The organism is Streptomyces sp. NPDC005402 (assembly GCF_040606575.1).
Lineage (GTDB): Bacteria > Actinomycetota > Actinomycetes > Streptomycetales > Streptomycetaceae > Streptomyces.
On sequence record NZ_JBEXFB010000003.1, the window covers coordinates 251,722 to 273,630 of the forward strand.

The following is a 21,909-nucleotide window of genomic DNA, read 5'->3' on the forward strand; positions in this document are numbered from 1 at the left end:
TCTCCGGTCTCCCCGATGCCCCGGAGCGCCCACCGGCACAAGCCGGAGGCGACTCCTTACGTCGATCTCACCCGCTCAGAGTGGAGTGCACTGCGCGAGAAGACGCCCCTCCCGCTGAACGCCGAAGAGGTCGAGAAGCTGCGCGGTCTCGGTGACGTCATCGACCTCGACGAGGTGCGGGACATCTACCTCCCGCTGTCCCGGCTGCTGAATCTCTACGTCGGCGCCACGGACGGGCTCAGAGGCGCCCTGAACACCTTCCTCGGCGAGCAGGGCTCCCAGTCCGGCACCCCGTTCGTGATAGGGGTCGCCGGATCGGTCGCCGTGGGGAAGTCGACCGTCGCCCGCCTCCTCCAGGCCCTGCTCTCCCGCTGGCCCGAGCACCCGCGCGTGGAGCTGGTCACCACCGACGGCTTCCTGCTCCCCACCCGGGAACTGGAGGCCCGCGGGCTCATGTCGCGCAAGGGCTTCCCGGAGTCGTACGACCGGCGCGCGCTGACCCGTTTCGTCGCCGACATCAAGGCGGGCAAGGGCGAGGTCACCGCCCCCGTCTACTCCCACCTGATCTACGACATCGTCCCGGACCAGCGGCTCACCGTGCGCCGCCCCGACATCCTGATCGTCGAGGGCCTCAACGTCCTGCAGCCCGCCCTCCCCGGCACGGACGGCCGTACCCGCGTCGGTCTCGCCGACTACTTCGACTTCAGCGTGTACGTCGACGCGAGCGCCGAGGACATCGAGCGCTGGTACCTCAGCCGGTTCAAGAAGCTCCGGCAGACCGCCTTCCAGAACCCGGACTCGTACTTCAGGAAGTACACCCAGGTCTCCGAGGAGGAGGCCGTCGACTACGCCCGCACCCTCTGGCGCACCATCAACAAGCCCAACCTGGTGGAGAACATCGCCCCCACCCGCGGCCGCGCCACCCTCGTCATCCGCAAGGGCCAGGACCACAAGGTGCGCAAGCTCAGCCTCCGGAAGCTCTGAGGGGGCGTACGCCTGTCGCCGTACGCCTGTTAGAAAGGCGTCATGCTGCATCTGCGCCTGATCACCCCGGCCGAGAAGACCGACGCCGTGGTCCGCCTGATCGAGAAGACGGTCGGCACCACCCACCTCGTCGTGATGCCGGGCGCCGCCCGCAACCCGGCGGGCGACGTCGTGATGTGCGACGTGGCTCGCGAGGCGGGTGACGAACTCATCGGCGAGCTGCAGAAGTTGGAGCTCGACAAGAGCGGTTCCATCGCCGTGGAGAACATCGACCTGTCGCTCTCCAAGCGCGCGGACAAGGCCGAGGACGAGGCACCCGGCGAGGGCGTGGACGCGGTCCTGTGGGAGCACCTCACGGAGGCGACGAACGAGGAGTCGACGCTCTCCATCACCTACCTGGCCTTCATCACCCTCGCCACGATGATCGCGGCCTGCGGTGTGGTGCTCGACAACGCGATCCTGATCGTGGGAGCGATGGCGGTGGGCCCGGAGTTCGGCCCGCTGGCGGCCTTCAGCACGGCGATCGTCCAGCGCAACCCGCGCCTGGCGCTGCGCTCGCTGATCGCCCTGTTGGTGGGCTTCCTGGCGGCGATGCTCGTCACGGTGGGCTTCAGCTACTTCATGGACGCGGTGCACCTGTTCAGCGCGGAGCAGCTGGACGCCAAGCGCCCCAACACCAACTTCATCTACCGGCCCGACTGGTTCTCCTTCGTCGTGGCCGTCCTCGCGGGCTGCGCGGGCACCCTCTCCCTGACCTCGGCCAAGTCCGGCGCCCTGGTGGGCGTGGCCATCTCGGTGACCACGGTCCCCGCGGCCGCCAACGCGGCCGTGGCCTTCAGCTACAGCGAGTACAAACAAGCCTGGGGCTCGACGGAACAACTCCTGCTGAACCTACTGGGCATCGTGCTGGCCAGCACCAGCACCCTGCTCTTCCAGAAATGGCTGTGGCGAAAGCGCGCGTAGGGGCGCGGGGCGCGGGGCTCTGTCCGATGTGCGGCTCCGCCGCGTGGGCGCGACCAGCCGCGACGAACCAGCGGCCCGCAGCGCACGCAACCCCCCACCCCTACCCGGCGATCACTCAGCCGAGCGCCGACTTCACCGAGTCGGCAAGCCGCCCGGCCACCGCCCGAGCCTGATCGATGTCCGCCGCCTCGACCATCACCCGAACCAACGGCTCGGTACCCGACGGCCGCAGCAACACCCGCCCGGTGGTCCCGAGTTCACGCTCAGCCTCAGCCACCGCGGCGGCCAGCTCCCCGGACGTGGCGACCCGGGACCGGTCCACGTCAGGCACGTTGATCAGCACCTGCGGCAGCCGCTCCATCACGGAAGCCAGCTCCTTCAGCGACCGCCCGCTCTCCGCGACACGGGCCGCCAGCATCAGCCCGGTCAGCGTCCCGTCCCCGGTCGTGGCGTGGTCCAGGATGATGACGTGCCCGGACTGCTCGCCCCCGAGGGCGTACCCGTGCTCCTTCATCTCCTCGAGCACATACCGGTCCCCGACGGCGGTCTGGACGAGCCGAAGCCCCTCCCGCTCCAGCGCCAGTTTGAACCCCAGGTTCGACATGACCGTCGCGACGACGGTGTCGGACCGCAGCGCCGACCGGTCCCGCATCGCGAGCGCGAGCACGGCCATGATCTGGTCGCCGTCCACCTCCTCGCCGGTGTGGTCGACGGCGAGGCACCGGTCCGCGTCCCCGTCGTGCGCGATGCCGAAGTCCGCCCCGTGCTCGACGACGGCACTCTTCAGCAGTCCGAGATGCGTGGAGCCGCAACCGTCGTTGATGTTGAGTCCGTCCGGCTGGGCACCGATGGTGATCACCTCGGCGCCGGCCCGGGAGAAGGCCTCCGGCGACACCCGGGCGGCAGCGCCGTGCGCCTCGTCGAGGACGATCTTCAGCCCGTCGAGGCGGTTCGGCAGTACGGCGATCAGATGCGCCACGTACTTGTCGAAGCCCTCGGTGTACTCGCGGACCCGGCCGACGCCACCGCCGGTCGGCCGCTCCCAGGGCTCACCGTGCCGGTGCGCGTCGTAGATCGCCTCGATCCGGTCCTCCAGCTCGTCGTCGAGCTTGTGCCCGCCGCGGGCGAGGAACTTGACGCCGTTGTCGGGCATGGCGTTGTGGCTGGCGGAGAGCATGACGCCGAGGTCGGCGCCGAGCACACCCGTGAGATACGCCACCGCGGGCGTGGGCAGCACACCGACCTTCAGCACGTCCACGCCGGCGCTCGCGAGGCCCGCCACCACGGCGGCCTCCAGGAACTCCCCGGACGCGCGCGGGTCCCGTCCGACCACCGCCGTCGGCCGGTGGCCCTGGAACGTACCCGCCTCGGCCAGCACGTGCGCCGCCGCGACCGACAGACCGAGCGCCATCTCGGCCGTCAGATCCGCGTTGGCGACACCGCGCACGCCGTCCGTGCCGAAGAGTCGTCCCACTTGTCCTCCTGAGGAAGCGTCAGTTACGGAGATCATCCGATCACATAAGCCTTTGAGCGCCTTGTGCCGTTATACGCCTGAGGCTGTGATAAACGAACGCCCCGGCGGCACTGTGGCGTGCCGCCGGGGCGAACGGACGTACTGCTGACTCGCAGGAACGAGCAGGTACGAGCAGAACAGGCAGCGAAGATTAACGCTTGCTGTACTGCGGGGCCTTGCGGGCCTTCTTGAGACCGGCCTTCTTGCGCTCGACCGCACGGTCGTCGCGACGGAGGAAGCCGGCCTTCTTGAGGGCGCCGCGGTTGTTGTCCACGTCGGCCTCGTTCAGCGCGCGGGCGACACCGAGACGGAGCGCACCGGCCTGACCGGAGACACCGCCACCCGCGATGCGGGCGATGACGTCGTAGCGGCCCTCGAGCTCGAGCACCTTGAAGGGCTCGTTGACTTCCTGCTGGTGCACCTTGTTGGGGAAGTAGTCCTCAAGGGTGCGACCGTTGATCTTCCACTTGCCGGTGCCCGGGACGATCCGGACGCGGGCGATGGCGTTCTTGCGACGGCCCAGGCCGGCGGCCGGCTGGGGGTCGCCGAAGCGGGACGCCATGGACTCCGAGGTGTACTCGCCCTCGACGGGGACCTCGGACTCGGTGGTGTAGCTGTCGATGTCGACGAGCTCGGTCTCGGTCTCTTCGACCGGCTGCTCAACAGTGGTCTCGGCCACGATGCTCCTCAGATTCTTTTCTGTCTTAGGGGGTGGCCGGAACTACTGCGCGACCTGGGTGATCTCGAACGGCACCGGCTGCTGCGCAGCGTGCGGGTGCTGGTCGCCCGAGTAGACCTTCAGCTTGCTGATCATCTGACGGCCCAGGGAGTTCTTGGGGATCATGCCCTTGATGGCCTTCTCGACGGCCTTCTCGGGGTTCTTCGCCAGCAGCTCGTCGTAGCGGACGGAGCGCAGACCACCCGGGTAGCCGGAGTGGCGGTACGCCAGCTTCTGGGTCTTCTTGTTGCCGGACAGGTGAACCTTGTCGGCGTTGATGATGATGACGAAGTCGCCCATGTCCATGTGCGGGGCATAGGTCGGCTTGTGCTTGCCACGGAGGAGGTTCGCAGCGGTGGTGGCCAGACGGCCCAGGACGATGTCCTGAGCGTCAATGACGTGCCACTGGCGAGTCACATCGCCGGGCTTGGGGCTGTACGTACGCACTTCGCAGCCTTCTTCTTCAGTGGATGGGTGCTGACACATGGCATCACTGAAGCGATCGTGCAGCTGGGGACGACAATGCCGGGGACGCTGCCCGTATGCCGCCCACTGGTAACTGCTCCAGGGAACCTACGTAAGGGCCTCTCGCGTGAGAACGACCAAGCCGATACGCATAACAAACCGCAAGGTTACCCGCGCTGCCCCGGACGGGTCAAAACGAGTCCGCCGCGGCTAGCGTCACAGCACCTCGGGGGCCGAGATGTACGCCCCTGCCGGAAAGGTCCCCGGGCCGGTGTCCACAGGCCCCACAGCACCTCCCGTCCCCCGTCTAAGATGCGCCCCATGAGCTTTGGGCAGCAGGGGGGACCCCCGTCCCAGTGGGATCCCTGGAAACCGCAGTCGCAGCAGCCGTGGGGCAGCGACGGGGGCGAGCAGACTCCGGACTGGGCCGCGCTCGCCGAGGCGTCCGAGATCCGCAACAGGCGCCGTCGGCTGTTCTTCATCGTCGGCGGCGCGCTCGCCACGGTCGCGATAGGCACCGCCGTCGCGATGGCCGTCGTGTCGGCGAACGGCAGTGACGACAAGGCGAACGAGCCGACGTCCTCGCTGTCGTCCGCCGCGATCCCGAGCGCGACCGGGACCGCCCCGTCGTTCGCGCCGACCAGCGCCCCGCCGCCGCTGGACCCGAAGGACTTCATCGCCAGCAAGGCCAAGGACACGGCCCCGCTCGGCGCCCAGATCCTCTTCCCGGGCACCCAGCTGACCATGGGCTCGACCGTGTACAAGAAGGGCACGACCTCCGACACGAAGAACTGCGCCGCGGCCGACGCCGTCCAGGCCAGCCTCGGCAAGATCCTCACCGGCAACAGCTGCACCCAGTTCATGCGCGTCAGCTACACCAAGGACGGCGTCTCGGTGACGGTCGGCGTGGCCGTCTTCGACACCGAGGCCCAGGCGGCGAAGGCGAAGAGCCAGGTCAACACCAAGAAGGACATCGTCAAGTCGCTGTCCGGCGGCGCGGTCAAGGCCTTCTGCAACTCCGCGGTCTGCCGCACGACCTCGAACTCCTACGGCCGCTACGCGTACTTCACCATCGCCGGCTTCGCCAGCGGCAAGAACGTCACGGAGAAGGACACCGCGGTCTTCGGCATCGGCAACAACCTGGCCGAGTTCACCTTCCGCCAGATCCACCGCCGCGGAGAGGCACAGGCTTCCGCGGCCGCGAGCGAGTAACCCGGCGCGCCGAGGCGCGCCGGGTCCGGCTCGGTCAGGTCCGCTCCCAGGAGCCGCTCAGGACGGGTTGGGGACACGGCACGACAGGTTCCCGTCCGCCCGCTCCCGGCCGCCCTGAAGACCCAGGTGCGGCGGCGGGCTGCCGACCGGAAACGATCTTCCAAGGTGCGGCCAGGAGCTCGCACTCGTCCAGGTTCACACCTCAGTGGGCGTGGATCGAGCCCCAAGCGAAGTTCTGCCCGAACCCGGTACCCGAGCCGCCCGTGTACACCTGGGCCGTGGCGTAGTACGTCGCCTTCACGTCCGCGTTCGTGTTGATCTCCGTCTTGGTCAGCCCGGAGCCCCAGGTGCTCCAGATCACCCACGGACTGCGGGTCAACGCGTTCGAACCCGCCGCCGTGATCGGCATGTTGTACGTCTCGGCGAGCATCCGCGGCTTCGCGTAGGCGACCAGCCCCGTGTAGTACACGTGTGTGAGGTCCGAGGCGGACGGACTGTAGTCGTCGACGCCGACGACGTCGACGAGGTCGGCCCCGGGGTAGTAGTCCCACGGCACGTCGTCTCCCTGCGGATCCCAGGCGCCGGGCGACCAGACGAAGATCAGGTTGTGCAGGCCCTTCGTCTTCACCAGATAGTCGTACGTGATCCGCCACAGCTTCTTGTACGAGGCAGGGGTCTTCCCTCCCCACCAGAACCAGTCGCCATTCATCTCGTGGTACGGCCGCAGCAGTACGGGAACGTCCCACGCGGCGAAGTACGAGAGCGTGGCCGCGAGGAATCCCAGGTCCGCGAGGAGCGCCCGGTACTCGTCGGTGTCCGACTCCCAGTCAAGAACACGGTCGAACCAGGCCTGGTCGGTGGTGAGCGTCGCGACCGGGTTGGACGTGCTCCCGCCCGGGTTCTGCCCCTCGATCTGCTGGAGGACCCGGCTCCAGGACTTCACCGAGGAGCCGGGGTAGGGCTGGTGGAAGCTCATGCCCACGATCCCAGAGGCCGCACCACCGTTGGCGAGGTTCGCGGCGGTGCCGTCGAGCCGGACCATGGTGCCGTCCGGGTTGTACGTGCCGTCCGCCGCACGCGCCAGCCCTTTCCACACACCCAAGGCCAGGTCGACGGCGTCGTCCGTGTACTGCCACGAACGCAGCCCCGTCGGCAGCCCCAACGGCCTGTCGTAGGACCGGTCCCAGTACCTCCCCCAGCCGGTCGCGCCATACCCGGGCCCGAGGTCGATCTCGATGAAGCCGGACAGCTTGCCCGTGATGTCCCGGGCCTTCTTGTAGTAGTAGCCGGAGAACGTCGTGCCGCCCGCGTCCCCGTAACTCGCGTTATACAGTTCCTGCTGGGTCTCTATGTGTTGCCCGATGATCGTCATCGGGTGGTTCCCAGAGCGCGCGGCGTTCTCCAGAGACACCAGGTGTGCGTACACCGCCCGCGCATTTGCGGACGCCGACGGGTCCCGTCCCGTCAGCGTGGGCGCTATGACCGGCGTGACGGCCCGCGCCGATCCCGGACCGAGGGACGCGGCGGCAACGGCGCCGAGGGCAGTGACGAACACACGTCTTCGCAAAACTCAGCCTCCAAGAGCGGCGGATCTCGCTCAGGTTACGGCCGAGCCGGCTTACGGAACGGGACGTCCCGGCCAAAGGGGGAGTGATGCTGACCGGCCCAGAGGACGACTCCTAGCCGCAGCACCCGCCCCGCGGCGGCAGGGAACGCCGGTTGCGCGCCTCCCGGTTCCGCGCCGCCAGCAACTCGTCCGCCGGGTAGCCGACCTCCTCCAAGGTCAGCCCGTGCGGCCGTACGACATGGACGGCACTGTCCCGGACCCCCGCGTCCAGCACCTTCCGCGGCCACTCCACACCCCGGTGCCCGTCCCCCACGAACAGCAGCGCGCCGACCATGGACCGCACCTGGTTGTGGCAGAAGGCGTCGGCCCGGACCTCGATCTCGACGACCCCGTCCGTCCGCCGCCGCACCCCGAAGTCGAGGATCTCGCGGATCGTCGTCGCCCCCTCACGCTTCTTCGCGTACGCCGCGAAGTCGTGCTCCCCGACGAGGGACTTGGCGGCGGCGTCCATGGCGGCGACGTCCAACTCCCAGTCGTGCCACAGCACATGGTTGCGCAGCAGTGGATCGACGCCACCGGGCAGGTCCCCCACCCGGTAGACGTACCGCCGCCATAGAGCGGCGAACCGCGCGTTGAACCCGGCCGGAGCCTCCCGCAAGGACCACACCCGCACATCCTTCGGCAACCGCCCCGCCAGCCGCTTCAGCAGCTTCTCCCGGTGCTCCTCCCACAGCCCCGCGGGCAGATCCACGTGCGCCACCTGCCCCCGCGCGTGCACCCCGGCATCGGTACGCCCGGCCACGGTCAGCTCGTACGTCACATCGCCCGACCGCGTCACCGTCCGCAACGCGTCCTCGATCTCACCCTGCACGGTCCGCCGCCCCCCGGCCTGCTTGGCCCACCCGGAGAACGCGGTCCCGTCATAGGAGAGGTCGAGGCGGACACGGACATGACCCGGCTGTACTTCGTCACTCACCCCTGGATCCTCTCAGGAACGGGAAACACGTGACGGGCCCGCCCCCTGAGGGGCGGGCCCGTCACGACGCGAAAGCGTCAGGCGTCCTTGGACTCCTCGGCCGGAGCCTCGGCCTCGTCGGCCTTGGCCGTGTCGACCTTGGTCTCCTCGGCGGCCGGAGCAGCCTCGGAGTCCTTGGCGGCACGCTTGGTGGCGGCCTCGGCCTCACCCGTCGCCTGCTGCGCGACCGTCAGCGCCTCAACCAGCTCGATGACAGCCATGGGCGCGTTGTCGCCACGGCGGTTACCGATCTTGGTGATGCGGGTGTAGCCACCGGGACGGTTCTCGTAGCGCGGGCCGATCTCGGTGAAGAGCGTGTGGACGACGCTCTTGTCCGTGATCACCTGAAGCACCTGACGGCGGTTGTGAAGGTCGCCCTTCTTGCCCTTGGTGATCAGACGCTCGGCGTACGGACGCAGCTTGCGCGCCTTCGCCTCGGTGGTGGTGATGCGGCCGTGCTCGAAGAGGCTCTTCGCGAGGTTCGCGAGGAGCAGCTTCTCGTGCGCGGCGCTGCCGCCCAGACGGGCACCCTTGGTGGGCTTCGGCATGGTGTCTCTCCTAGGTGTCTGCCCCGGCCGTATCAGGTACCGAGGTCAGTATCCGAGCGAGCGGGTTGCTCGTCGGAGACCCGCGCCCCAAAGGGGCGCGGGGCGGGGTCGATATGCGGCTACCGCCGCGCGAGCGCGACCAGCCACAACGGCCCCGCAGCCAAGGACCGGCAGTCGGTCCCGAGCTCTTAGTACTGCTCGGTCTCGACGAACCCGGCGTCTGCATCGTCGTCCGCGCCGAAGGCATCCGCGGCGGCGGTCGGGTCGAATCCGGGCGGGCTGTCCTTGAGGGCCAGGCCCATGCCGGCCAGCTTCGCCTTGACCTCGTCGATGGACTTCGCACCGAAGTTGCGGATGTCCAGGAGGTCGGCCTCGGAGCGCGCCACGAGCTCACCCACGGAGTGGATGCCCTCACGCTTGAGGCAGTTGTAGGAGCGGACCGTGAGCTCCAGCTCCTCGATCGGCAGCGCCAGGTCGGCGGCAAGGGCGGCGTCCGTGGGGGACGGGCCCATGTCGATGCCCTCGGCGTCGATGTTCAGCTCGCGGGCGAGACCGAACAGCTCGACCAGGGTCTTACCGGCGGAGGCCATGGCGTCACGGGGACGCATCGCCTGCTTGGTCTCGACGTCGACGATCAGCTTGTCGAAGTCGGTGCGCTGCTCGACACGGGTCGCCTCGACCTTGTACGTGACCTTGAGCACGGGGCTGTAGATGGAGTCGACCGGGATACGGCCGATCTCCTGGCCCACCTGCTTGTTCTGCACGGCGGAGACGTAACCGCGGCCACGCTCGACCGTGAGCTCCATCTCCAGCTTGCCCTTGCCGTTGAGCGTGGCGAGGACGAGGTCGGGGTTGTGCACCTCGACACCGGCCGGGGGCGCGATGTCGGCGGCGGTGACCAGACCCGGGCCCTGCTTGCGCAGGTACATCACGACCGGCTCGTCGTGCTCCGAGGAGACGACCAGCTGCTTGATGTTGAGGATCAGGTCGGTGACGTCCTCCTTGACGCCCGGCACGGTGGTGAACTCGTGCAGGACGCCGTCGATGCGGATGCTGGTGACAGCAGCGCCGGGGATCGACGACAGGAGGGTGCGGCGGAGGGAGTTGCCGAGGGTGTAACCGAAGCCCGGCTCCAGCGGCTCGATCACGAACCGGGAGCGGAATTCGTCGACGACCTCTTCGGTCAGTGACGGACGCTGAGCGATCAGCATGTGTGGATCAGATCCTTCTTTCGTGGACGCCCGCTATTTGACGCCCGACGGACCCGCACCGGCGAAAGTGCGGGGTACTGCAAGGGTACGGGCGGCACCGCCCCGAAGAGCCGTACCGCCCGCAACCTCAAGACAACCGAACCTCAGACGCGGCGGCGCTTGGGCGGACGGCAGCCGTTGTGCGGCGTGGGCGTGACGTCCTGGATCGAGCCGACCTCGAGGCCGGTGGCCTGGAGGGAGCGGATCGCGGTCTCACGGCCGGAGCCGGGACCCTTGACGAACACGTCCACCTTGCGCATGCCGTGCTCCTGCGCGCGGCGGGCGGCCGACTCGGCGGCCATCTGCGCGGCGAAGGGGGTGGACTTGCGCGAGCCCTTGAAGCCGACGTGGCCGGCGGAGGCCCAGGAGATCACGTTGCCCGAGGGGTCCGTGATCGAGACGATCGTGTTGTTGAACGTGCTCTTGATGTGGGCGTGCCCATGAGCGACGTTCTTCTTTTCCTTGCGGCGCACCTTCTTGGCAGCGCCCTGACGACCCTTGGGGGGCATCTACAAACTCCTACGGGGAGGTGGTCGGTCCTACAGCGAAGACCGCTGATGAAGCGTTGTCCGCTGAGGACTACTTCTTGCCCGGCTTCTTCTTGCCGGCGATGGCGCGACGCGGGCCCTTGCGGGTACGAGCGTTCGTGCTGGTGCGCTGACCACGGACGGGCAGTCCACGGCGGTGGCGCAGACCCTGGTAGCAGCCGATCTCGACCTTGCGGCGGATGTCGGCCTGGACCTCGCGACGGAGGTCACCCTCGGTCTTGAGGTTGTTGTCGACGTACTCACGAATCGCGACGAGCTCCTCCTCGGAGAGGTCGCGAACGCGGGTGTTCGGGTTGACGCCGGTCTCGGCCAGCGTCTTCTGCGAAAGGGTCCGGCCGATGCCGAACACGTAGGTCAGGGCGACCTCCACGCGCTTTTCGCGCGGGATGTCAACACCGGAAACGCGTGCCACTTCAATGGCTCCTGGTGATCTTCGGAGGTCTTCCACAAAGCCTGCTCCCAGCCGCCGTACCAGGTACGAACTGGGTCCCCGGCCTCCGAACCGGGGGTGTCAGACGGAGTACGTCTGGGCTCTGCGTATGAACATATTCAGCTTGCGTCGCGCGAATCCCTGCGAGAGCAGAGGGTTCGGTCCTGCGTCAGCCCTGGCGCTGCTTGTGGCGCGGGTTCTCGCAGATGACCATGACCCGACCGTGACGGCGGATCACCCTGCACTTGTCGCAGATCTTCTTGACGCTCGGCTTGACCTTCATGGGATTGAGGTTCTCCGGGTCAGTGCCACCACCCCGCCGCAGCGGGATGCGGGCAAGATCTACTTGTACCGGTAGACGATCCGGCCACGTGTCAGGTCGTACGGAGACAACTCCACCACGACCCGGTCGTCAGGGAGGATACGGATGTAGTGCATACGCATCTTGCCGCTGATGTGAGCCAGGACCTGGTGGCCGTTCTGGAGCTCGACCTTGAACATGGCGTTCGGAAGAGACTCGACGACAGTGCCCTCGATCTCGATGGCACCTTGCTTCTTGGCCACGCTTCGCCCTTCGAATCGACTACCTTGATCGACTCCCCTGCATTTCCCCTCAGGGCGCATGCGGACATGCGGGTGCACGAGAGCCGACGAGTCAGTCTACGTCAGGGGCCAGAGAAAGACGAATCGAGGATTCATGCCCCAGAACGTAGATCGTTAAGCGAGCGGATCAGGCGAGCGGATCCGGAGCCGCGACCACGCCGTGCTCCGCGAGCTTCGCCCTGCCCCCGTCGGGAGAGGTGAGCACCAGCGGGCCCTCCTCCGTCAGCGCCACCGAGTGCTCCCAGTGGGACGACCACGTACCGTCCGTCGTGATGACCGTCCAGTCGTCCGACAGGACCTCCGTCTTCGGCGTGCCGAGGGACACCATCGGCTCGATCGCCAGGCAGAACCCGGTGACCAGCTTCGGCCCCTTCCCCCGGCGCCGGTCGACGTAGTTCAGCAGGTGCGGGTCCATGTGCATCTCGGTGCCGATGCCGTGGCCGCCGTAGTCCTCGATGATCCCGTAGCGGCCGCCGCCCGGCTTCGGCTGGCGGCGGATGTACGTCTCGATGGCCCGGGAGACGTCGACGAGCCGGTTGCCCTGCTTCATCGCCGCGATGCCGGCCCACATGGACTCCTCGGTGACCCGCGAGAGCTCGAGCAGCTCCGGAGCGTGGCCCGAGCCCACGAACGCCGTGTAGGCCGCGTCCCCGTGCCAGCCGTCGATGATCGCGCCGCAGTCGATGGAGATGATGTCGCCGTCCTTGAGGACGACCTCGTCGGACGGGATGCCGTGGACGACGACCTCGTTCACGGAGGTGCAGATCGTGGCCGGGAAACCGCCGTAACCCAGGAAGTTCGGCTTCGCGTTGTGCTCCGCGAGGACCTTGCGCGCGACCTGGTCGAGATCCCTGGTCGTGGCCCCGGGCACCGCGGCCTCTCGGGTCGCCGCGTGGATGGCGGCGACGACCAGCCCCGCCTCGCGCATCTTGGCGATCTGCTCGGGGGTCTTGATCTGCACCATGCGGCGGGAGCCTTTCTGGAACCGGGGAAACCTGGCGGGGGACGGACGCCTTCGACAAGGCGCCTTCAACGATACGTGCACCCACACAGCAGCCGCGGCCCCCTCGGAAGGGAGCCGCGGCTCTGTCGAACTCGGAGAAATCGCTACGCGGCGTCGTTCTCGTGCTGGAGCGCCGCCATGGCACGGCCGGTGACGTCCTCCACCTTGCCGAGCGCCGAGATCGTGACCACCAGGCCCTGGGCCTTGTAGTAGTCGATGATCGGCTCGGTCTGGGTGTGGTAGACCTCCAGGCGCTTGCGGACCGTCTCCTCGGAGTCGTCGTCGCGCTGGTACAGCTCGCCGCCGCAGACGTCACAGACGCTGTCCTGCTTCGGCGCCTTGTACGAGACGTGGAAGACGTGCGCCGAGTCGTTGCGGCAGATGCGGCGGCCGGCGATGCGCTTGACGACCTCCTCCTCGGGTACCTCGAGGTCCAGCACCGCGTCCAACTTCATGCCCTCGTGCTGCAGCATCTCGTCGAGCGACTCGGCCTGCGAGACGTTCCGCGGGAAACCGTCGAGCAGGAAGCCGTTCTCGGCGTCGGGCTGCTCCATACGGTCCTTGGCCATCCCGATGGTGACCTCGTCCGGAACCAGGTTGCCCGCGTCCATGTAGGACTTCGCGAGCTTGCCGAGGTCCGTCTGCTGGCTGATGTTGGCGCGGAACAGGTCGCCCGTGGAGATGTGCGGGATCGACAGGTTCGAGGCGAGGAACGCGGCCTGCGTTCCCTTGCCGGCACCCGGCGGCCCGACGAGGACGATACGCATCAGCGGAGGAACCCTTCGTAATTGCGCTGCTGGAGCTGGCTCTCGATCTGCTTCACCGTCTCAAGACCGACACCCACGATGATCAGGATGCTGGTCCCGCCGAACGGGAAGTTCTGGCTTGCCCCGAAGCCGACCAACGCCATCGTTGGCACAAGAGCGATCAGACCCAAGTACAGCGAACCCGGCCAGGTGATCCGGTTGAGTACGTAGGAGAGGTACTCAGCGGTCGGTCGGCCAGCCCGGATGCCCGGGATGAAGCCACCATACTTCTTCATGTTGTCGGCGACTTCCTCGGGGTTGAAGGAGATCGCCACATAGAAGAACGCGAAGAAAACGATCAGCAGGAAGTACAGGGTGATGTAGATCGGGTGATCACCCTTGACCAGGTTGGCCTCGATCCAGGTCTTCCAACTGGAGGTGCCGTTGGAGAACTGCGCGATCAGAGCCGGGATGTAGAGCAACGACGACGCGAAGATGACGGGAATCACACCGGCCTGGTTGACCTTCAGCGGGATGTACGTCGACGTACCGCCGTAGGAACGACGGCCGATCATGCGCTTCGCGTACTGCACCGGAATGCGGCGCTGGGCCTGCTCGACGAAGACCACCAGGCCGACCATGACGAGGCCGACCGCGATGACGGTGCCGAACTCGATCCAGCCGTCGGCCAGGGTGCCCGACTTCTTGATCGCCCACAGCGCGGACGGGAAGGTGGCGGCGATCGAGATGAACATCAGGATCGACATGCCGTTGCCGATGCCGCGGTCGGTGATGAGCTCACCGAGCCACATGACGACGGCCGTACCGGCGGTCATCGTGATGACCATGACGATCGTGGTGAAGATCGCGCGGTCCGGGACGATGCTCGACGCGACGGTGCAGCCGGAGAAGAGGGCGCCGCTGCGGGCGGTGGCCACCAGGCCGGTGCCCTGCAGGATGGCGAGCGCCACCGTCAGGTAACGGGTGTACTGCGTGATCTTCGCCGTGCCGGCCTGACCCTCCTTCTTGAGGGCTTCCAGACGCGGGATGACCACGGTCAGCAGCTGCAGAATGATGCTCGCCGTGATGTACGGCATGATGCCGAGCGCGAAGATCGTGATCTGCAGCAGTGCACCACCGCTGAACATGTTGACCAGACCGAAGAGGCCCTGGTTGCCGGAGGCCTCGGTCACACACTGCTGGACTGCCGTGTAGTTGACGCCAGGGATCGGAATGTGGGTACCCACGCGGTACACCACGATGATGGCGAGCGTGAAGAGCAGCTTCTTGCGCAGGTCGGGCGTCTTGAACGCCCGGGCGAACGCGGTGAGCACGGTGCCTCCTGCGACCCCCGCGCTACTGCGTCAAGGGTGACGGTCTTGAGGTTCGACGAATGTGTGGGAATGCAGTGCAGGCCACCTTACCCGGGCCGCCGCCTGCCGTGGAACGACCAACCGGGGATACCTCGTTGTGAGGTATCCCCGGTGGGTACTGCTTCAGGTCATCGTGCTCAGACGAGCTCGGTGACCGTGCCGCCGGCGGCGGTGATCTTCTCCTTGGCGGAGCCGGAGACGGCGTCGACCGTCACCTGCAGCGCCACCGAGATCTCGCCCTGGCCGAGGACCTTGACGAGGCTGTTCTTGCGAACGGCACCCTTGGCCACCAGACCCTCGACGGTGACCTCGCCACCCTCGGGGTAGAGCGCGGCCAGCTTGTCGAGGTTCACGACCTGGAACTCGGTCTTGAACGGGTTCTTGAAGCCCTTCAGCTTCGGAAGACGCATGTGGAGGGGCATCTGGCCACCCTCGAAGCGCTCCGGAACCTGGTAACGGGCCTTCGTACCCTTGGTACCACGACCGGCCGTCTTACCCTTCGACGCCTCACCACGACCCACACGGGTCTTGGCGGTCTTGGCGCCCGGGGCGGGACGGAGGTTGTGGATCTTGAGCGGGTTGTTCTCCGCCATGATCAGTCGACCTCCTCGACCGTCACGAGGTGGCGGACGGTGTGCACCATGCCGCGGAACTCGGGACGATCCTCCTTGACGACCTGCGTGTTGATCCCCTTGAGACCAAGGGAACGCAGGGTGTCACGGTGGTTCTGCTTGCTGCCGATGTACGACTTCGTCTGCGTGATCTTGAGCTGAGCCATTACGCAGCACCAGCCCCGGCACGCGCACGCAGCAGAGCCGCGGGAGCGACGTCCTCGAGGGGCAGACCGCGGCGGGCCGCGATCTCCTCGGGACGCTGCAGGCCCTTCAGGGCCTCCACGGTCGCGTGCACGATGTTGATCGCGTTCGACGAGCCGAGCGACTTCGACAGGATGTCGTGAACGCCGGCGCACTCGAGCACGGCACGCACCGGGCCACCGGCGATAACGCCGGTACCGGGGGACGCCGGCTTGAGCAGGACGACGCCCGCCGCCTTCTCACCCGTGATCGGGTGCGGGATGGTGCCCTGGATACGGGGGACCTTGAAGAAGTGCTTCTTGGCCTCCTCAACACCCTTGGCGATGGCGGCCGGCACCTCCTTGGCCTTGCCGTAGCCGACACCGACGGTGCCATCGCCATCGCCCACTACGACGAGCGCAGTGAAGCTGAAGCGACGACCACCCTTCACAACCTTGGCGACGCGGTTGATCGCGACAACGCGCTCAACGTACGCGGTCTTCTCGGCGGCAGCAGCGCCGCCGTCACGGCCCTTCCGGTCCCGCCGCTCGCCGCCACCGGCACCGCCACCGCGGCGCTGGGGTCCAGCCATTGGAATTACCTCTCTCTTTTTCCGCTAGCTACGAACGGCTCAGAACTTCAAGCCGGCTTCGCGGGCGGCGTCCGCCAGGGCGGCAATGCGCCCGGCGTACTGGTTGCCACCACGGTCGAATACGACAGCCTCGACACCGGCGGCCTTGGCGCGCTCAGCGACCAGGGCGCCGACCTGCTTGGCCTGCGCGGACTTGTCGCCCTCGCCACCGCGCACCGTGGTGTCCAGGGTGGACGCCGACGCCAGGGTGTGACCCTTGATGTCGTCGATCACCTGGGCCACGATGTGGCGGTTGGAGCGGGTAACGACCAGACGGGGACGCTCCGCCGTACCGGAGATGTGCTTCCGGATCCGGATGTGACGGCGCTTGATCGCGGCGCGCTTGTAGGCGTCGCCCTTCAGGATCTTCTGTCCGTATGCCATGGCTTACTTACCCGCCTTTCCGACCTTGCGGCGGATGACTTCGCCCTCGTACTTGACGCCCTTGGCCTTGTACGGGTCGGGCTTGCGCAGCTTGCGGATGTTGGCCGCAACCTCGCCGACCTTCTGCTTGTCGATGCCCTCGACCGAGAACCGGGTGGGGGCCTCCACCTTGAAGGTGATGCCCTCGGGGGCCTCGACGGTGATCGGGTGGCTGTAGCCGAGAGCGAACTCGAGGTTCGAACCCTTGGCCTGCACGCGGTAACCGACACCGCTGATCTCGAGCTTCTTCACGTAACCCTGGGTCACGCCGGTGATCATGTTCGCCACCAGCGTGCGGGACAGGCCGTGCAGGGCCTTGTTCTGACGCTCGTCGTTGGGGCGGGTGACGTTGAGAACGCCGTCCTCACCCTTGGCGATGTCGATCGGCGCAGCGACGGTGTGGCTCAGGGTTCCCTTGGGGCCCTTGACCGAGACCGTACGGCCGTCGATGGTGACGTCCACGCCGGCGGGAACCGTGATGGGGAGCTTGCCAATACGCGACATAGCTGTTTCCTCCGTTCCCTTCCGCTACCAGACGTAGGCGAGGACTTCCCCACCCACGCCCTTCTTGCCGGCCTGCTTGTCGGTGAGGAGCCCGTGCGACGTGGAGATGATCGCCACGCCCAGGCCGCCCAGCACCTTCGGCAGGTTGGTGGACTTCGCGTAAACCCGGAGACCGGGCTTGGAGATCCGCTTGATGCCCGCGATGGAGCGCTCACGGTTCGGGCCGAACTTCAGCTCGAGGACGAGGTTCTTGCCGACCTCGGCGTCCTCGACCTTCCAGCCCGTGATGAAGCCCTCCTGCTGGAGGATCTCCGCGATGTGAGACTTGATCTTGGACGCCGGCATCGTCACAGAGTCGTGGTACGCCGAGTTCGCGTTCCGCAGACGCGTAAGCATGTCTGCGATCGGATCAGTCATGGTCATGAATTGGCCTTCGGCCTCTCTCGCCGGGGTTTCCAGGTGCCCATCCCTCTCCTCGATCCGAGACGAGGCGGGTGCGGTGCGGTGGACCTACGGCGTAGTAAGTCGTATGGGCGTCCAGGCGCCCAACCCTCCTAGCCTAAGCCATGGAGAGGTGGGCACCTGACACTGCCCTTTACTTACCGAGAGCTTCGGGAATCCCCAAGTGGGGGATTACCAGGAGCTCTTGGTCACGCCCGGCAGCTCGCCACGGTGAGCCATCTCACGAAGGCACACGCGGCACAGGCCGAACTTGCGGTACACGGAGTGCGGACGGCCGCAGCGCTGGCAGCGCGTGTAGCCGCGTACACCGAACTTGGGCTTGCGAGCAGCCTTGGCAATCAGAGCCTTCTTCGCCATCTCGCTCACGCCTCCTTGAAGGGGAAGCCGAGGTGACGAAGGAGCGCGCGGCCCTCAGCGTCGTTGGTCGCCGTGGTCACCACGGTGATGTCCATGCCCCGGGTACGGTCGATCTTGTCCTGGTCGATCTCGTGGAACATGACCTGCTCGGTGAGACCGAAGGTGTAGTTGCCACGGCCGTCGAACTGCTTGGGGGACAGACCACGGAAGTCGCGGATGCGCGGCAGCGCGAGCGACAGGGTGCGGTCCAGGAACTCCCACATGCGGTCGCCACGAAGCGTGACGTGGGCACCGATCGGCTGGCCCTCACGCAGCTTGAACTGCGCGATGGACTTACGGGCCTTGGTGACGGCCGGCTTCTGACCGGTGATCGTGGTGAGGTCGCGGATGGCGCCCTCGATCAGCTTGGAGTCGCGGGCGGCGTCGCCCACACCCATGTTGACCACGATCTTGACGAGGCCGGGGATCTGCATGACGTTCTCGTAGGAGAACTCCTCACGCAGCTTGCCCGCGATCTCCTCGCGGTACTTCGTCTTGAGACGCGGAGTCGTGGTGGTAGCCATCAGATGTCCTCACCCGTCCGCTTGGCAACGCGGATCTTGTTGCCCTCGTCGTCGAAGCGGTAACCGACACGCGTGACGACCTTGTTGCCGTCCTTCTCAACGACCAGCTGGACGTTGGAGACGTGGATCGGCGCCTCGGTCGTGACGATGCCACCGGCCTGCGAACCGCGAGCGGTCGGGCCGGCCTTGGTGTGCTTCTTGACCCGGTTGACACCCTCGACCAGGACACGGTCCTCGCGGGGGAAGGCCGCGATGACCTTGCCCTGCTTGCCCTTGTCCTTACCGGTGATGACCTGGACCAGGTCGCCCTTCTTGATCTTCATGCTTACAGCACCTCCGGCGCGAGCGAGATGATCTTCATGAACTTCTTCTCGCGCAGCTCACGGCCGACGGGGCCGAAGATACGGGTGCCGCGAGGGTCGCCGTCGTTCTTCAGAATGACGGCGGCGTTCTCGTCGAAGCGGATGTACGAGCCGTCCGGACGGCGGCGCTCCTTGACGGTGCGAACGATGACCGCCTTGACGACGTCACCCTTCTTCACGTTGCCACCGGGGATCGCGTCCTTGACGGTGGCGACGATGACGTCACCGATGCCCGCGTAGCGGCGACCGGAGCCACCGAGCACACGGATGCAAAGGATCTCCTTCGCACCAGTGTTGTCGGCGACACGCAGTCGCGACTCCTGCTGGATCACGTCTATCTCCTGTTTGTCTGCCGGTTCCCCGGGAGCCGCTCAGCGAGCGGCTCCCGGAGCCTGGCGGAACTGTCCTGCGGGATGATCCCCGCAGGAATTACTTGGCCTTCTCGAGGATCTCGACGACGCGCCAGCGCTTGGTCGCCGACAGCGGGCGGGTCTCCGCGAGGAGGACCCGGTCGCCGACGCCGGCAGCGTTCTGCTCGTCGTGCGCCTTGAGCTTGTTGGTACGGCGGATGACCTTGCCGTACAGCGCGTGCTTGACGCGGTCCTCGACGGCGACGACGACGGTCTTGTCCATCTTGTCGCTGACGACGAGACCCTCACGGGTCTTGCGGAAGCCGCGGGCCTCTGCAGTCTGCTCAGTCACGTTGCTCTCACTCATCAGGCGCTCTCCACCGTCTCGATGCCCAGCTCGCGCTCACGCATCAGGGTGTAGATCCGCGCGATGTCCTTACGGACGGCCTTGAGCCGACCGTGGTTCTCGAGCTGACCCGTCGCCGCCTGGAAGCGGAGGTTGAACAGCTCTTCCTTGGCTTCGCGGAGCTTGTTCAGCAGCTCCTCGTCACCCAGTTCGCGCAGCTCGGACGCCTTGGTACCGGCCGACATCACGCTTCACCTGCCTCGCGCTTGACGATCCGGCACTTCATCGGCAGCTTGTGGGCTGCGCGAGTCAGCGCCTCACGGGCGATCTTCTCGTTGGGGTAGGACAGCTCGAACATGACCCGGCCCGGGTGCACGTTCGCGATCCACCACTCCGGCGAACCCTTACCGGAACCCATGCGGGTCTCGGCAGGCTTCTTCGTGAGCGGGCGGTCCGGGTAGATGTTGATCCAGACCTTGCCGCCACGCTTGATGTGGCGGGTCATCGCGATACGGGCCGCCTCGATCTGGCGGTTGGTCACGTACGCCGGCGTGAGGGCCTGAATGCCGTACTCGCCGAACGCGACCGTCGTACCGCCCTTGGCCTGACCACGGCGCTTCGGGTGGTGCTGCTTGCGGTGCTTGACCCTACGGGGGATCAGCATGTCGGTCAGGCCTCCGTTCCGGTGCTCTCAGCCGGAGCGGCGGCGGCGGGAGCCTCGGCCTTGGGGGCCTCGGCGCCGGCAGCCTGCTGCGGCTTACGACCGCGCCGCTCGCCGCCGCCACCACGGCCACCACGGGCCGGGCGGTCGGCGCCGCCGCCACCGCGGGCCGGGCGGTTACCCGCACGGGCGGCAGCGTTCTCAGCGCGGACCTCGGCGATGTTCTTGACATCGCCCTTGTAGATCCAGACCTTCACACCGATGCGGCCGAAGGTCGTCTTGGCCTCGAAGAAGCCGTAGTCCACGTTCGCGCGGAGCGTGTGCAGGGGCACACGGCCCTCGCGGTAGAACTCCGAGCGGGACATCTCGGCGCCACCGAGGCGGCCACCGCACTGGATCTTGATGCCCTTGGCGCCGGCCTTCATCGCCGACTGCATGCTCTTACGCATGGCGCGGCGGAAGGAGACGCGGGAGGAGAGCTGCTCGGCGACGGCCTGGGCAACCAGCTGAGCGTCGGTCTCGGGGTTCTTGACCTCGAGGATGTTCAGCTGGACCTGCTTGCCCGTGAGCTTCTCGAGGTCACCGCGGATGCGGTCGGCCTCGGCGCCACGGCGGCCGATGACGATGCCCGGACGAGCGGTGTGGATGTCCACACGCACGCGGTCACGGGTGCGCTCGATCTCCACCTTCGAGATACCGGCGCGCTCCATGCCGGACGTCATCATCCGACGGATGGCGACGTCTTCCTTGACGTAGTCCTTGTACAGCTTGTCGGCGTACCAACGGGACTTGAAGTCCGTGGTGATGCCGAGCCGGAACCCGTGCGGGTTTACCTTCTGGCCCATTACCGGGTTCCTTCCTTGCTGCTGACGACCACGGTGATGTGGCTGGTCCGCTTGCGGATCCGGTAGGCACGGCCCTGGGCGCGCGGCCGGAACCGCTTCAGGGTCGGACCCTCGTCGACGTACGCCTCGGAGATGACGAGGCTGTCGGCGTCGGTGTGGTCGTAGTTGTGCGCGGCGTTGGCGATGGCGCTGTCGAGCACCTTGCCGACGGGCACGGAGGCTGCCTGCGGAGCGAATCGCAGAACAGCCTGAGCCTCCGTGGCGTCCATGCCACGGATAAGGTCCACCACGCGGCGGGCCTTCATGGGCGTAACGCGGATGTACCGCGCCTGGGCCCTGGCTTCCATGGTTGTCCCTCTCAGTTACTTACGTGTCTGAATGCGATCCGCGTTTAGCGGCGCTTCGACTTCCGGTCGTCCTTGACGTGACCCCGGAAGGTGCGCGTCGGCGAGAACTCGCCGAGCTTGTGGCCGACCATCGACTCGGTGACGAACACCGGGATGTGGGTCTTGCCGTTGTGCACCGCGATCGTGTGGCCCAGCATGGCCGGGACGATCATCGAGCGACGGGACCAGGTCTTGATGACGTTCTTGGAACCGGCTTCGTTCTGGGCGTCCACCTTCTTGATCAGGTGGTCGTCGACGAAGGGCCCCTTCTTGAGACTGCGCGGCAT

The 21,909-nt window shown here is 67.0% G+C and carries 33 protein-coding genes; 3 read left to right on the forward strand and 30 right to left on the reverse strand.

Translation table 11 applies throughout. The features are described 5' to 3' along the window. Window positions 1-15 precede the first annotated feature (15 nt). Together coaA and ABZT02_RS06995 are read left to right on the forward strand one after the other, a co-directional pair. Window positions 16-984 carry a type I pantothenate kinase gene (gene coaA / locus ABZT02_RS06990; RefSeq protein WP_355741571.1) on the forward strand — a complete coding sequence of 323 codons (969 nt, stop codon included), beginning with the start codon at window positions 16-18 and terminating at the stop codon, window positions 982-984. Between the two features lie 42 nt (window positions 985-1,026). Further along, window positions 1,027-1,947: a DUF389 domain-containing protein gene (locus ABZT02_RS06995; protein ID WP_356015043.1), complete on the forward strand. Its 921-nt coding sequence runs from the start codon at window positions 1,027-1,029 to the stop codon at window positions 1,945-1,947. A 115-nt stretch (window positions 1,948-2,062) separates the two neighbouring features. Here ABZT02_RS06995 and glmM read toward each other — a convergent pair whose 3' ends face one another. The 3 genes from glmM to rplM all read right to left on the reverse strand — a co-directional run bounded on the left by glmM (window position 2,063) and on the right by rplM (window position 4,625). Continuing rightward, window positions 2,063-3,421, reverse strand: a complete 1,359-nt coding sequence (gene glmM / locus ABZT02_RS07000) for a phosphoglucosamine mutase (RefSeq protein ID WP_356015045.1) — start codon at window positions 3,419-3,421, stop codon at window positions 2,063-2,065. Window positions 3,422-3,611: 190 nt separating this feature from the next. After that, window positions 3,612-4,139, reverse strand: a complete 528-nt coding sequence (gene rpsI, locus ABZT02_RS07005) for a 30S ribosomal protein S9 (protein WP_356015047.1) — start codon at window positions 4,137-4,139, stop codon at window positions 3,612-3,614. Between the two features lie 42 nt (window positions 4,140-4,181). After that, entirely contained in the window at window positions 4,182-4,625 is a 444-nt protein-coding gene (rplM, locus tag ABZT02_RS07010) for a 50S ribosomal protein L13 (RefSeq protein WP_057607896.1), read from the reverse strand. Window positions 4,626-4,964: 339 nt separating this feature from the next. On the opposite strand from rplM, the gene ABZT02_RS07015 reads away from it, so the two are divergent. Then, window positions 4,965-5,855 carry a hypothetical protein gene (locus ABZT02_RS07015; RefSeq protein ID WP_356015048.1) on the forward strand — a complete coding sequence of 297 codons (891 nt, stop codon included), beginning with the start codon at window positions 4,965-4,967 and terminating at the stop codon, window positions 5,853-5,855. 202 nt (window positions 5,856-6,057) lie between these two features. Here the strand turns inward: ABZT02_RS07015 and ABZT02_RS07020 are convergent, their stop codons facing one another. The 27 genes from ABZT02_RS07020 to rpsS all read right to left on the reverse strand — a co-directional run bounded on the left by ABZT02_RS07020 (window position 6,058) and on the right by rpsS (window position 21,909). Next, complete coding sequence (locus ABZT02_RS07020) at window positions 6,058-7,227, reverse strand: glycosyl hydrolase (protein WP_356015050.1); 1,170 nt, start codon at window positions 7,225-7,227, stop codon at window positions 6,058-6,060. Window positions 7,228-7,534: 307 nt separating this feature from the next. Then, window positions 7,535-8,398 (reverse strand): tRNA pseudouridine(38-40) synthase TruA, encoded by an 864-nt coding sequence (gene truA / locus ABZT02_RS07025; RefSeq protein ID WP_356015052.1) that lies wholly within the window; start codon window positions 8,396-8,398, stop codon window positions 7,535-7,537. A 77-nt stretch (window positions 8,399-8,475) separates the two neighbouring features. Beyond that, on the reverse strand, window positions 8,476-8,985 hold the full coding sequence (gene rplQ, locus ABZT02_RS07030; RefSeq protein ID WP_356015054.1) for a 50S ribosomal protein L17: 510 nt from the start codon (window positions 8,983-8,985) through the stop codon (window positions 8,476-8,478). 188 nt (window positions 8,986-9,173) lie between these two features. Beyond that, window positions 9,174-10,196: a DNA-directed RNA polymerase subunit alpha gene (locus ABZT02_RS07035; RefSeq protein WP_003966937.1), complete on the reverse strand. Its 1,023-nt coding sequence runs from the start codon at window positions 10,194-10,196 to the stop codon at window positions 9,174-9,176. A 143-nt stretch (window positions 10,197-10,339) separates the two neighbouring features. Further along, window positions 10,340-10,744, reverse strand: a complete 405-nt coding sequence (rpsK, locus tag ABZT02_RS07040) for a 30S ribosomal protein S11 (RefSeq protein ID WP_003956432.1) — start codon at window positions 10,742-10,744, stop codon at window positions 10,340-10,342. Window positions 10,745-10,814: 70 nt separating this feature from the next. After that, window positions 10,815-11,195, reverse strand: a complete 381-nt coding sequence (gene rpsM / locus ABZT02_RS07045; protein WP_352389232.1) for a 30S ribosomal protein S13 — start codon at window positions 11,193-11,195, stop codon at window positions 10,815-10,817. A 187-nt stretch (window positions 11,196-11,382) separates the two neighbouring features. Further along, entirely contained in the window at window positions 11,383-11,496 is a 114-nt protein-coding gene (gene rpmJ / locus ABZT02_RS07050) for a 50S ribosomal protein L36 (protein WP_003998809.1), read from the reverse strand. Between the two features lie 59 nt (window positions 11,497-11,555). Continuing rightward, a complete protein-coding gene (infA, locus tag ABZT02_RS07055; RefSeq protein ID WP_003948620.1) occupies window positions 11,556-11,777 on the reverse strand; it encodes a translation initiation factor IF-1 in 222 nt (73 codons plus the stop codon). Between the two features lie 166 nt (window positions 11,778-11,943). Further along, complete coding sequence (gene map, locus ABZT02_RS07060; RefSeq protein ID WP_356015057.1) at window positions 11,944-12,780, reverse strand: type I methionyl aminopeptidase; 837 nt, start codon at window positions 12,778-12,780, stop codon at window positions 11,944-11,946. Window positions 12,781-12,923: 143 nt separating this feature from the next. Beyond that, window positions 12,924-13,586, reverse strand: coding sequence for an adenylate kinase (locus ABZT02_RS07065; protein ID WP_356015059.1), 663 nt, complete (start codon window positions 13,584-13,586; stop codon window positions 12,924-12,926). Continuing rightward, window positions 13,586-14,899 (reverse strand): preprotein translocase subunit SecY, encoded by a 1,314-nt coding sequence (gene secY / locus ABZT02_RS07070; protein WP_356015061.1) that lies wholly within the window; start codon window positions 14,897-14,899, stop codon window positions 13,586-13,588. Before secY ends, ABZT02_RS07065 begins: the two co-directional genes overlap by 1 nt. Window positions 14,900-15,075: 176 nt before the next feature. Beyond that, a complete protein-coding gene (gene rplO, locus ABZT02_RS07075) occupies window positions 15,076-15,531 on the reverse strand; it encodes a 50S ribosomal protein L15 (RefSeq protein WP_003974249.1) in 456 nt (151 codons plus the stop codon). 2 nt (window positions 15,532-15,533) lie between these two features. Then, window positions 15,534-15,716 (reverse strand): 50S ribosomal protein L30, encoded by a 183-nt coding sequence (gene rpmD / locus ABZT02_RS07080; protein WP_005481207.1) that lies wholly within the window; start codon window positions 15,714-15,716, stop codon window positions 15,534-15,536. Then, window positions 15,716-16,324 (reverse strand): 30S ribosomal protein S5, encoded by a 609-nt coding sequence (gene rpsE, locus ABZT02_RS07085; protein ID WP_013001409.1) that lies wholly within the window; start codon window positions 16,322-16,324, stop codon window positions 15,716-15,718. Before rpsE ends, rpmD begins: the two co-directional genes overlap by 1 nt. Window positions 16,325-16,363: 39 nt before the next feature. Beyond that, window positions 16,364-16,747, reverse strand: coding sequence for a 50S ribosomal protein L18 (rplR, locus tag ABZT02_RS07090; RefSeq protein WP_164423745.1), 384 nt, complete (start codon window positions 16,745-16,747; stop codon window positions 16,364-16,366). Window positions 16,748-16,750: 3 nt separating this feature from the next. Then, the gene (gene rplF / locus ABZT02_RS07095) at window positions 16,751-17,290 is read right to left on the reverse strand and encodes a 50S ribosomal protein L6 (protein WP_007384076.1); all 540 of its coding nucleotides are present in this window, start codon (window positions 17,288-17,290) and stop codon (window positions 16,751-16,753) included. Between the two features lie 24 nt (window positions 17,291-17,314). Next, complete coding sequence (gene rpsH, locus ABZT02_RS07100; protein WP_007384075.1) at window positions 17,315-17,713, reverse strand: 30S ribosomal protein S8; 399 nt, start codon at window positions 17,711-17,713, stop codon at window positions 17,315-17,317. Window positions 17,714-17,923: 210 nt separating this feature from the next. Continuing rightward, window positions 17,924-18,109, reverse strand: a complete 186-nt coding sequence (locus tag ABZT02_RS07105) for a type Z 30S ribosomal protein S14 (RefSeq protein ID WP_003948630.1) — start codon at window positions 18,107-18,109, stop codon at window positions 17,924-17,926. Between the two features lie 5 nt (window positions 18,110-18,114). Further along, window positions 18,115-18,672 (reverse strand): 50S ribosomal protein L5, encoded by a 558-nt coding sequence (rplE, locus tag ABZT02_RS07110; protein WP_003974255.1) that lies wholly within the window; start codon window positions 18,670-18,672, stop codon window positions 18,115-18,117. Continuing rightward, a complete protein-coding gene (gene rplX / locus ABZT02_RS07115; RefSeq protein ID WP_003992365.1) occupies window positions 18,672-18,995 on the reverse strand; it encodes a 50S ribosomal protein L24 in 324 nt (107 codons plus the stop codon). The genes rplE and rplX overlap by 1 nt, the downstream gene beginning before the upstream one ends. A 2-nt stretch (window positions 18,996-18,997) precedes the next feature. Further along, on the reverse strand, window positions 18,998-19,366 hold the full coding sequence (gene rplN, locus ABZT02_RS07120) for a 50S ribosomal protein L14 (protein WP_003998823.1): 369 nt from the start codon (window positions 19,364-19,366) through the stop codon (window positions 18,998-19,000). 97 nt (window positions 19,367-19,463) lie between these two features. Next, window positions 19,464-19,751, reverse strand: a complete 288-nt coding sequence (gene rpsQ, locus ABZT02_RS07125; protein ID WP_007384073.1) for a 30S ribosomal protein S17 — start codon at window positions 19,749-19,751, stop codon at window positions 19,464-19,466. Further along, complete coding sequence (gene rpmC / locus ABZT02_RS07130; RefSeq protein WP_005481220.1) at window positions 19,751-19,975, reverse strand: 50S ribosomal protein L29; 225 nt, start codon at window positions 19,973-19,975, stop codon at window positions 19,751-19,753. The genes rpsQ and rpmC overlap by 1 nt, the downstream gene beginning before the upstream one ends. After that, a complete protein-coding gene (gene rplP / locus ABZT02_RS07135) occupies window positions 19,975-20,394 on the reverse strand; it encodes a 50S ribosomal protein L16 (RefSeq protein ID WP_004927269.1) in 420 nt (139 codons plus the stop codon). Before rplP ends, rpmC begins: the two co-directional genes overlap by 1 nt. A 5-nt stretch (window positions 20,395-20,399) precedes the next feature. Next, window positions 20,400-21,236 (reverse strand): 30S ribosomal protein S3, encoded by an 837-nt coding sequence (gene rpsC / locus ABZT02_RS07140; protein WP_069762817.1) that lies wholly within the window; start codon window positions 21,234-21,236, stop codon window positions 20,400-20,402. Beyond that, on the reverse strand, window positions 21,236-21,583 hold the full coding sequence (gene rplV / locus ABZT02_RS07145; RefSeq protein ID WP_030619142.1) for a 50S ribosomal protein L22: 348 nt from the start codon (window positions 21,581-21,583) through the stop codon (window positions 21,236-21,238). The genes rpsC and rplV overlap by 1 nt, the downstream gene beginning before the upstream one ends. A 44-nt stretch (window positions 21,584-21,627) precedes the next feature. Next, window positions 21,628-21,909, reverse strand: a complete 282-nt coding sequence (rpsS, locus tag ABZT02_RS07150; RefSeq protein WP_007384069.1) for a 30S ribosomal protein S19 — start codon at window positions 21,907-21,909, stop codon at window positions 21,628-21,630.

Bases quoted from the DNA above. Each gene is read 5' to 3' on its own strand.
- rplP (WP_004927269.1), bottom strand. From the start codon at position 20,394: ATGCTGATCCCCCGTAGGGTCAAGCACCGCAAGCAGCACCACCCGAAG.
- ABZT02_RS06995 (WP_356015043.1), top strand. From the start codon at position 1,027: ATGCTGCATCTGCGCCTGATCACCCCGGCCGAGAAGACCGACGCCGTG.
- rplQ (WP_356015054.1), bottom strand. From the start codon at position 8,985: ATGCCGAAGCCCACCAAGGGTGCCCGTCTGGGCGGCAGCGCCGCGCAC.
- ABZT02_RS07035 (WP_003966937.1), bottom strand. From the start codon at position 10,196: ATGCTGATCGCTCAGCGTCCGTCACTGACCGAAGAGGTCGTCGACGAA.
- ABZT02_RS07065 (WP_356015059.1), bottom strand. From the start codon at position 13,586: ATGCGTATCGTCCTCGTCGGGCCGCCGGGTGCCGGCAAGGGAACGCAG.
- rpsC (WP_069762817.1), bottom strand. From the start codon at position 21,236: ATGGGCCAGAAGGTAAACCCGCACGGGTTCCGGCTCGGCATCACCACG.
- ABZT02_RS07105 (WP_003948630.1), bottom strand. From the start codon at position 18,109: ATGGCGAAGAAGGCTCTGATTGCCAAGGCTGCTCGCAAGCCCAAGTTC.
- rplR (WP_164423745.1), bottom strand. From the start codon at position 16,747: ATGGCATACGGACAGAAGATCCTGAAGGGCGACGCCTACAAGCGCGCC.
- rplV (WP_030619142.1), bottom strand. From the start codon at position 21,583: ATGGAAGCCAGGGCCCAGGCGCGGTACATCCGCGTTACGCCCATGAAG.
- coaA (WP_355741571.1), top strand. From the start codon at position 16: ATGCCCCGGAGCGCCCACCGGCACAAGCCGGAGGCGACTCCTTACGTC.
- ABZT02_RS07015 (WP_356015048.1), top strand. From the start codon at position 4,965: ATGAGCTTTGGGCAGCAGGGGGGACCCCCGTCCCAGTGGGATCCCTGG.
- rplO (WP_003974249.1), bottom strand. From the start codon at position 15,531: ATGGCGGAGAACAACCCGCTCAAGATCCACAACCTCCGTCCCGCCCCG.
- rpsH (WP_007384075.1), bottom strand. From the start codon at position 17,713: ATGACCATGACTGATCCGATCGCAGACATGCTTACGCGTCTGCGGAAC.
- rpsQ (WP_007384073.1), bottom strand. From the start codon at position 19,751: ATGAGTGAGAGCAACGTGACTGAGCAGACTGCAGAGGCCCGCGGCTTC.
- ABZT02_RS07020 (WP_356015050.1), bottom strand. From the start codon at position 7,227: ATGACGATCATCGGGCAACACATAGAGACCCAGCAGGAACTGTATAAC.
- map (WP_356015057.1), bottom strand. From the start codon at position 12,780: ATGGTGCAGATCAAGACCCCCGAGCAGATCGCCAAGATGCGCGAGGCG.
- rpsK (WP_003956432.1), bottom strand. From the start codon at position 10,744: ATGCCCCCCAAGGGTCGTCAGGGCGCTGCCAAGAAGGTGCGCCGCAAG.
- rpmC (WP_005481220.1), bottom strand. From the start codon at position 19,975: ATGTCGGCCGGTACCAAGGCGTCCGAGCTGCGCGAACTGGGTGACGAG.
- rpsE (WP_013001409.1), bottom strand. From the start codon at position 16,324: ATGGCTGGACCCCAGCGCCGCGGTGGCGGTGCCGGTGGCGGCGAGCGG.
- rplF (WP_007384076.1), bottom strand. From the start codon at position 17,290: ATGTCGCGTATTGGCAAGCTCCCCATCACGGTTCCCGCCGGCGTGGAC.
- rpmJ (WP_003998809.1), bottom strand. From the start codon at position 11,496: ATGAAGGTCAAGCCGAGCGTCAAGAAGATCTGCGACAAGTGCAGGGTG.
- rplE (WP_003974255.1), bottom strand. From the start codon at position 18,672: ATGGCTACCACCACGACTCCGCGTCTCAAGACGAAGTACCGCGAGGAG.
- rplX (WP_003992365.1), bottom strand. From the start codon at position 18,995: ATGAAGATCAAGAAGGGCGACCTGGTCCAGGTCATCACCGGTAAGGAC.
- rpsS (WP_007384069.1), bottom strand. From the start codon at position 21,909: ATGCCGCGCAGTCTCAAGAAGGGGCCCTTCGTCGACGACCACCTGATC.
- rpmD (WP_005481207.1), bottom strand. From the start codon at position 15,716: ATGGCTCAGCTCAAGATCACGCAGACGAAGTCGTACATCGGCAGCAAG.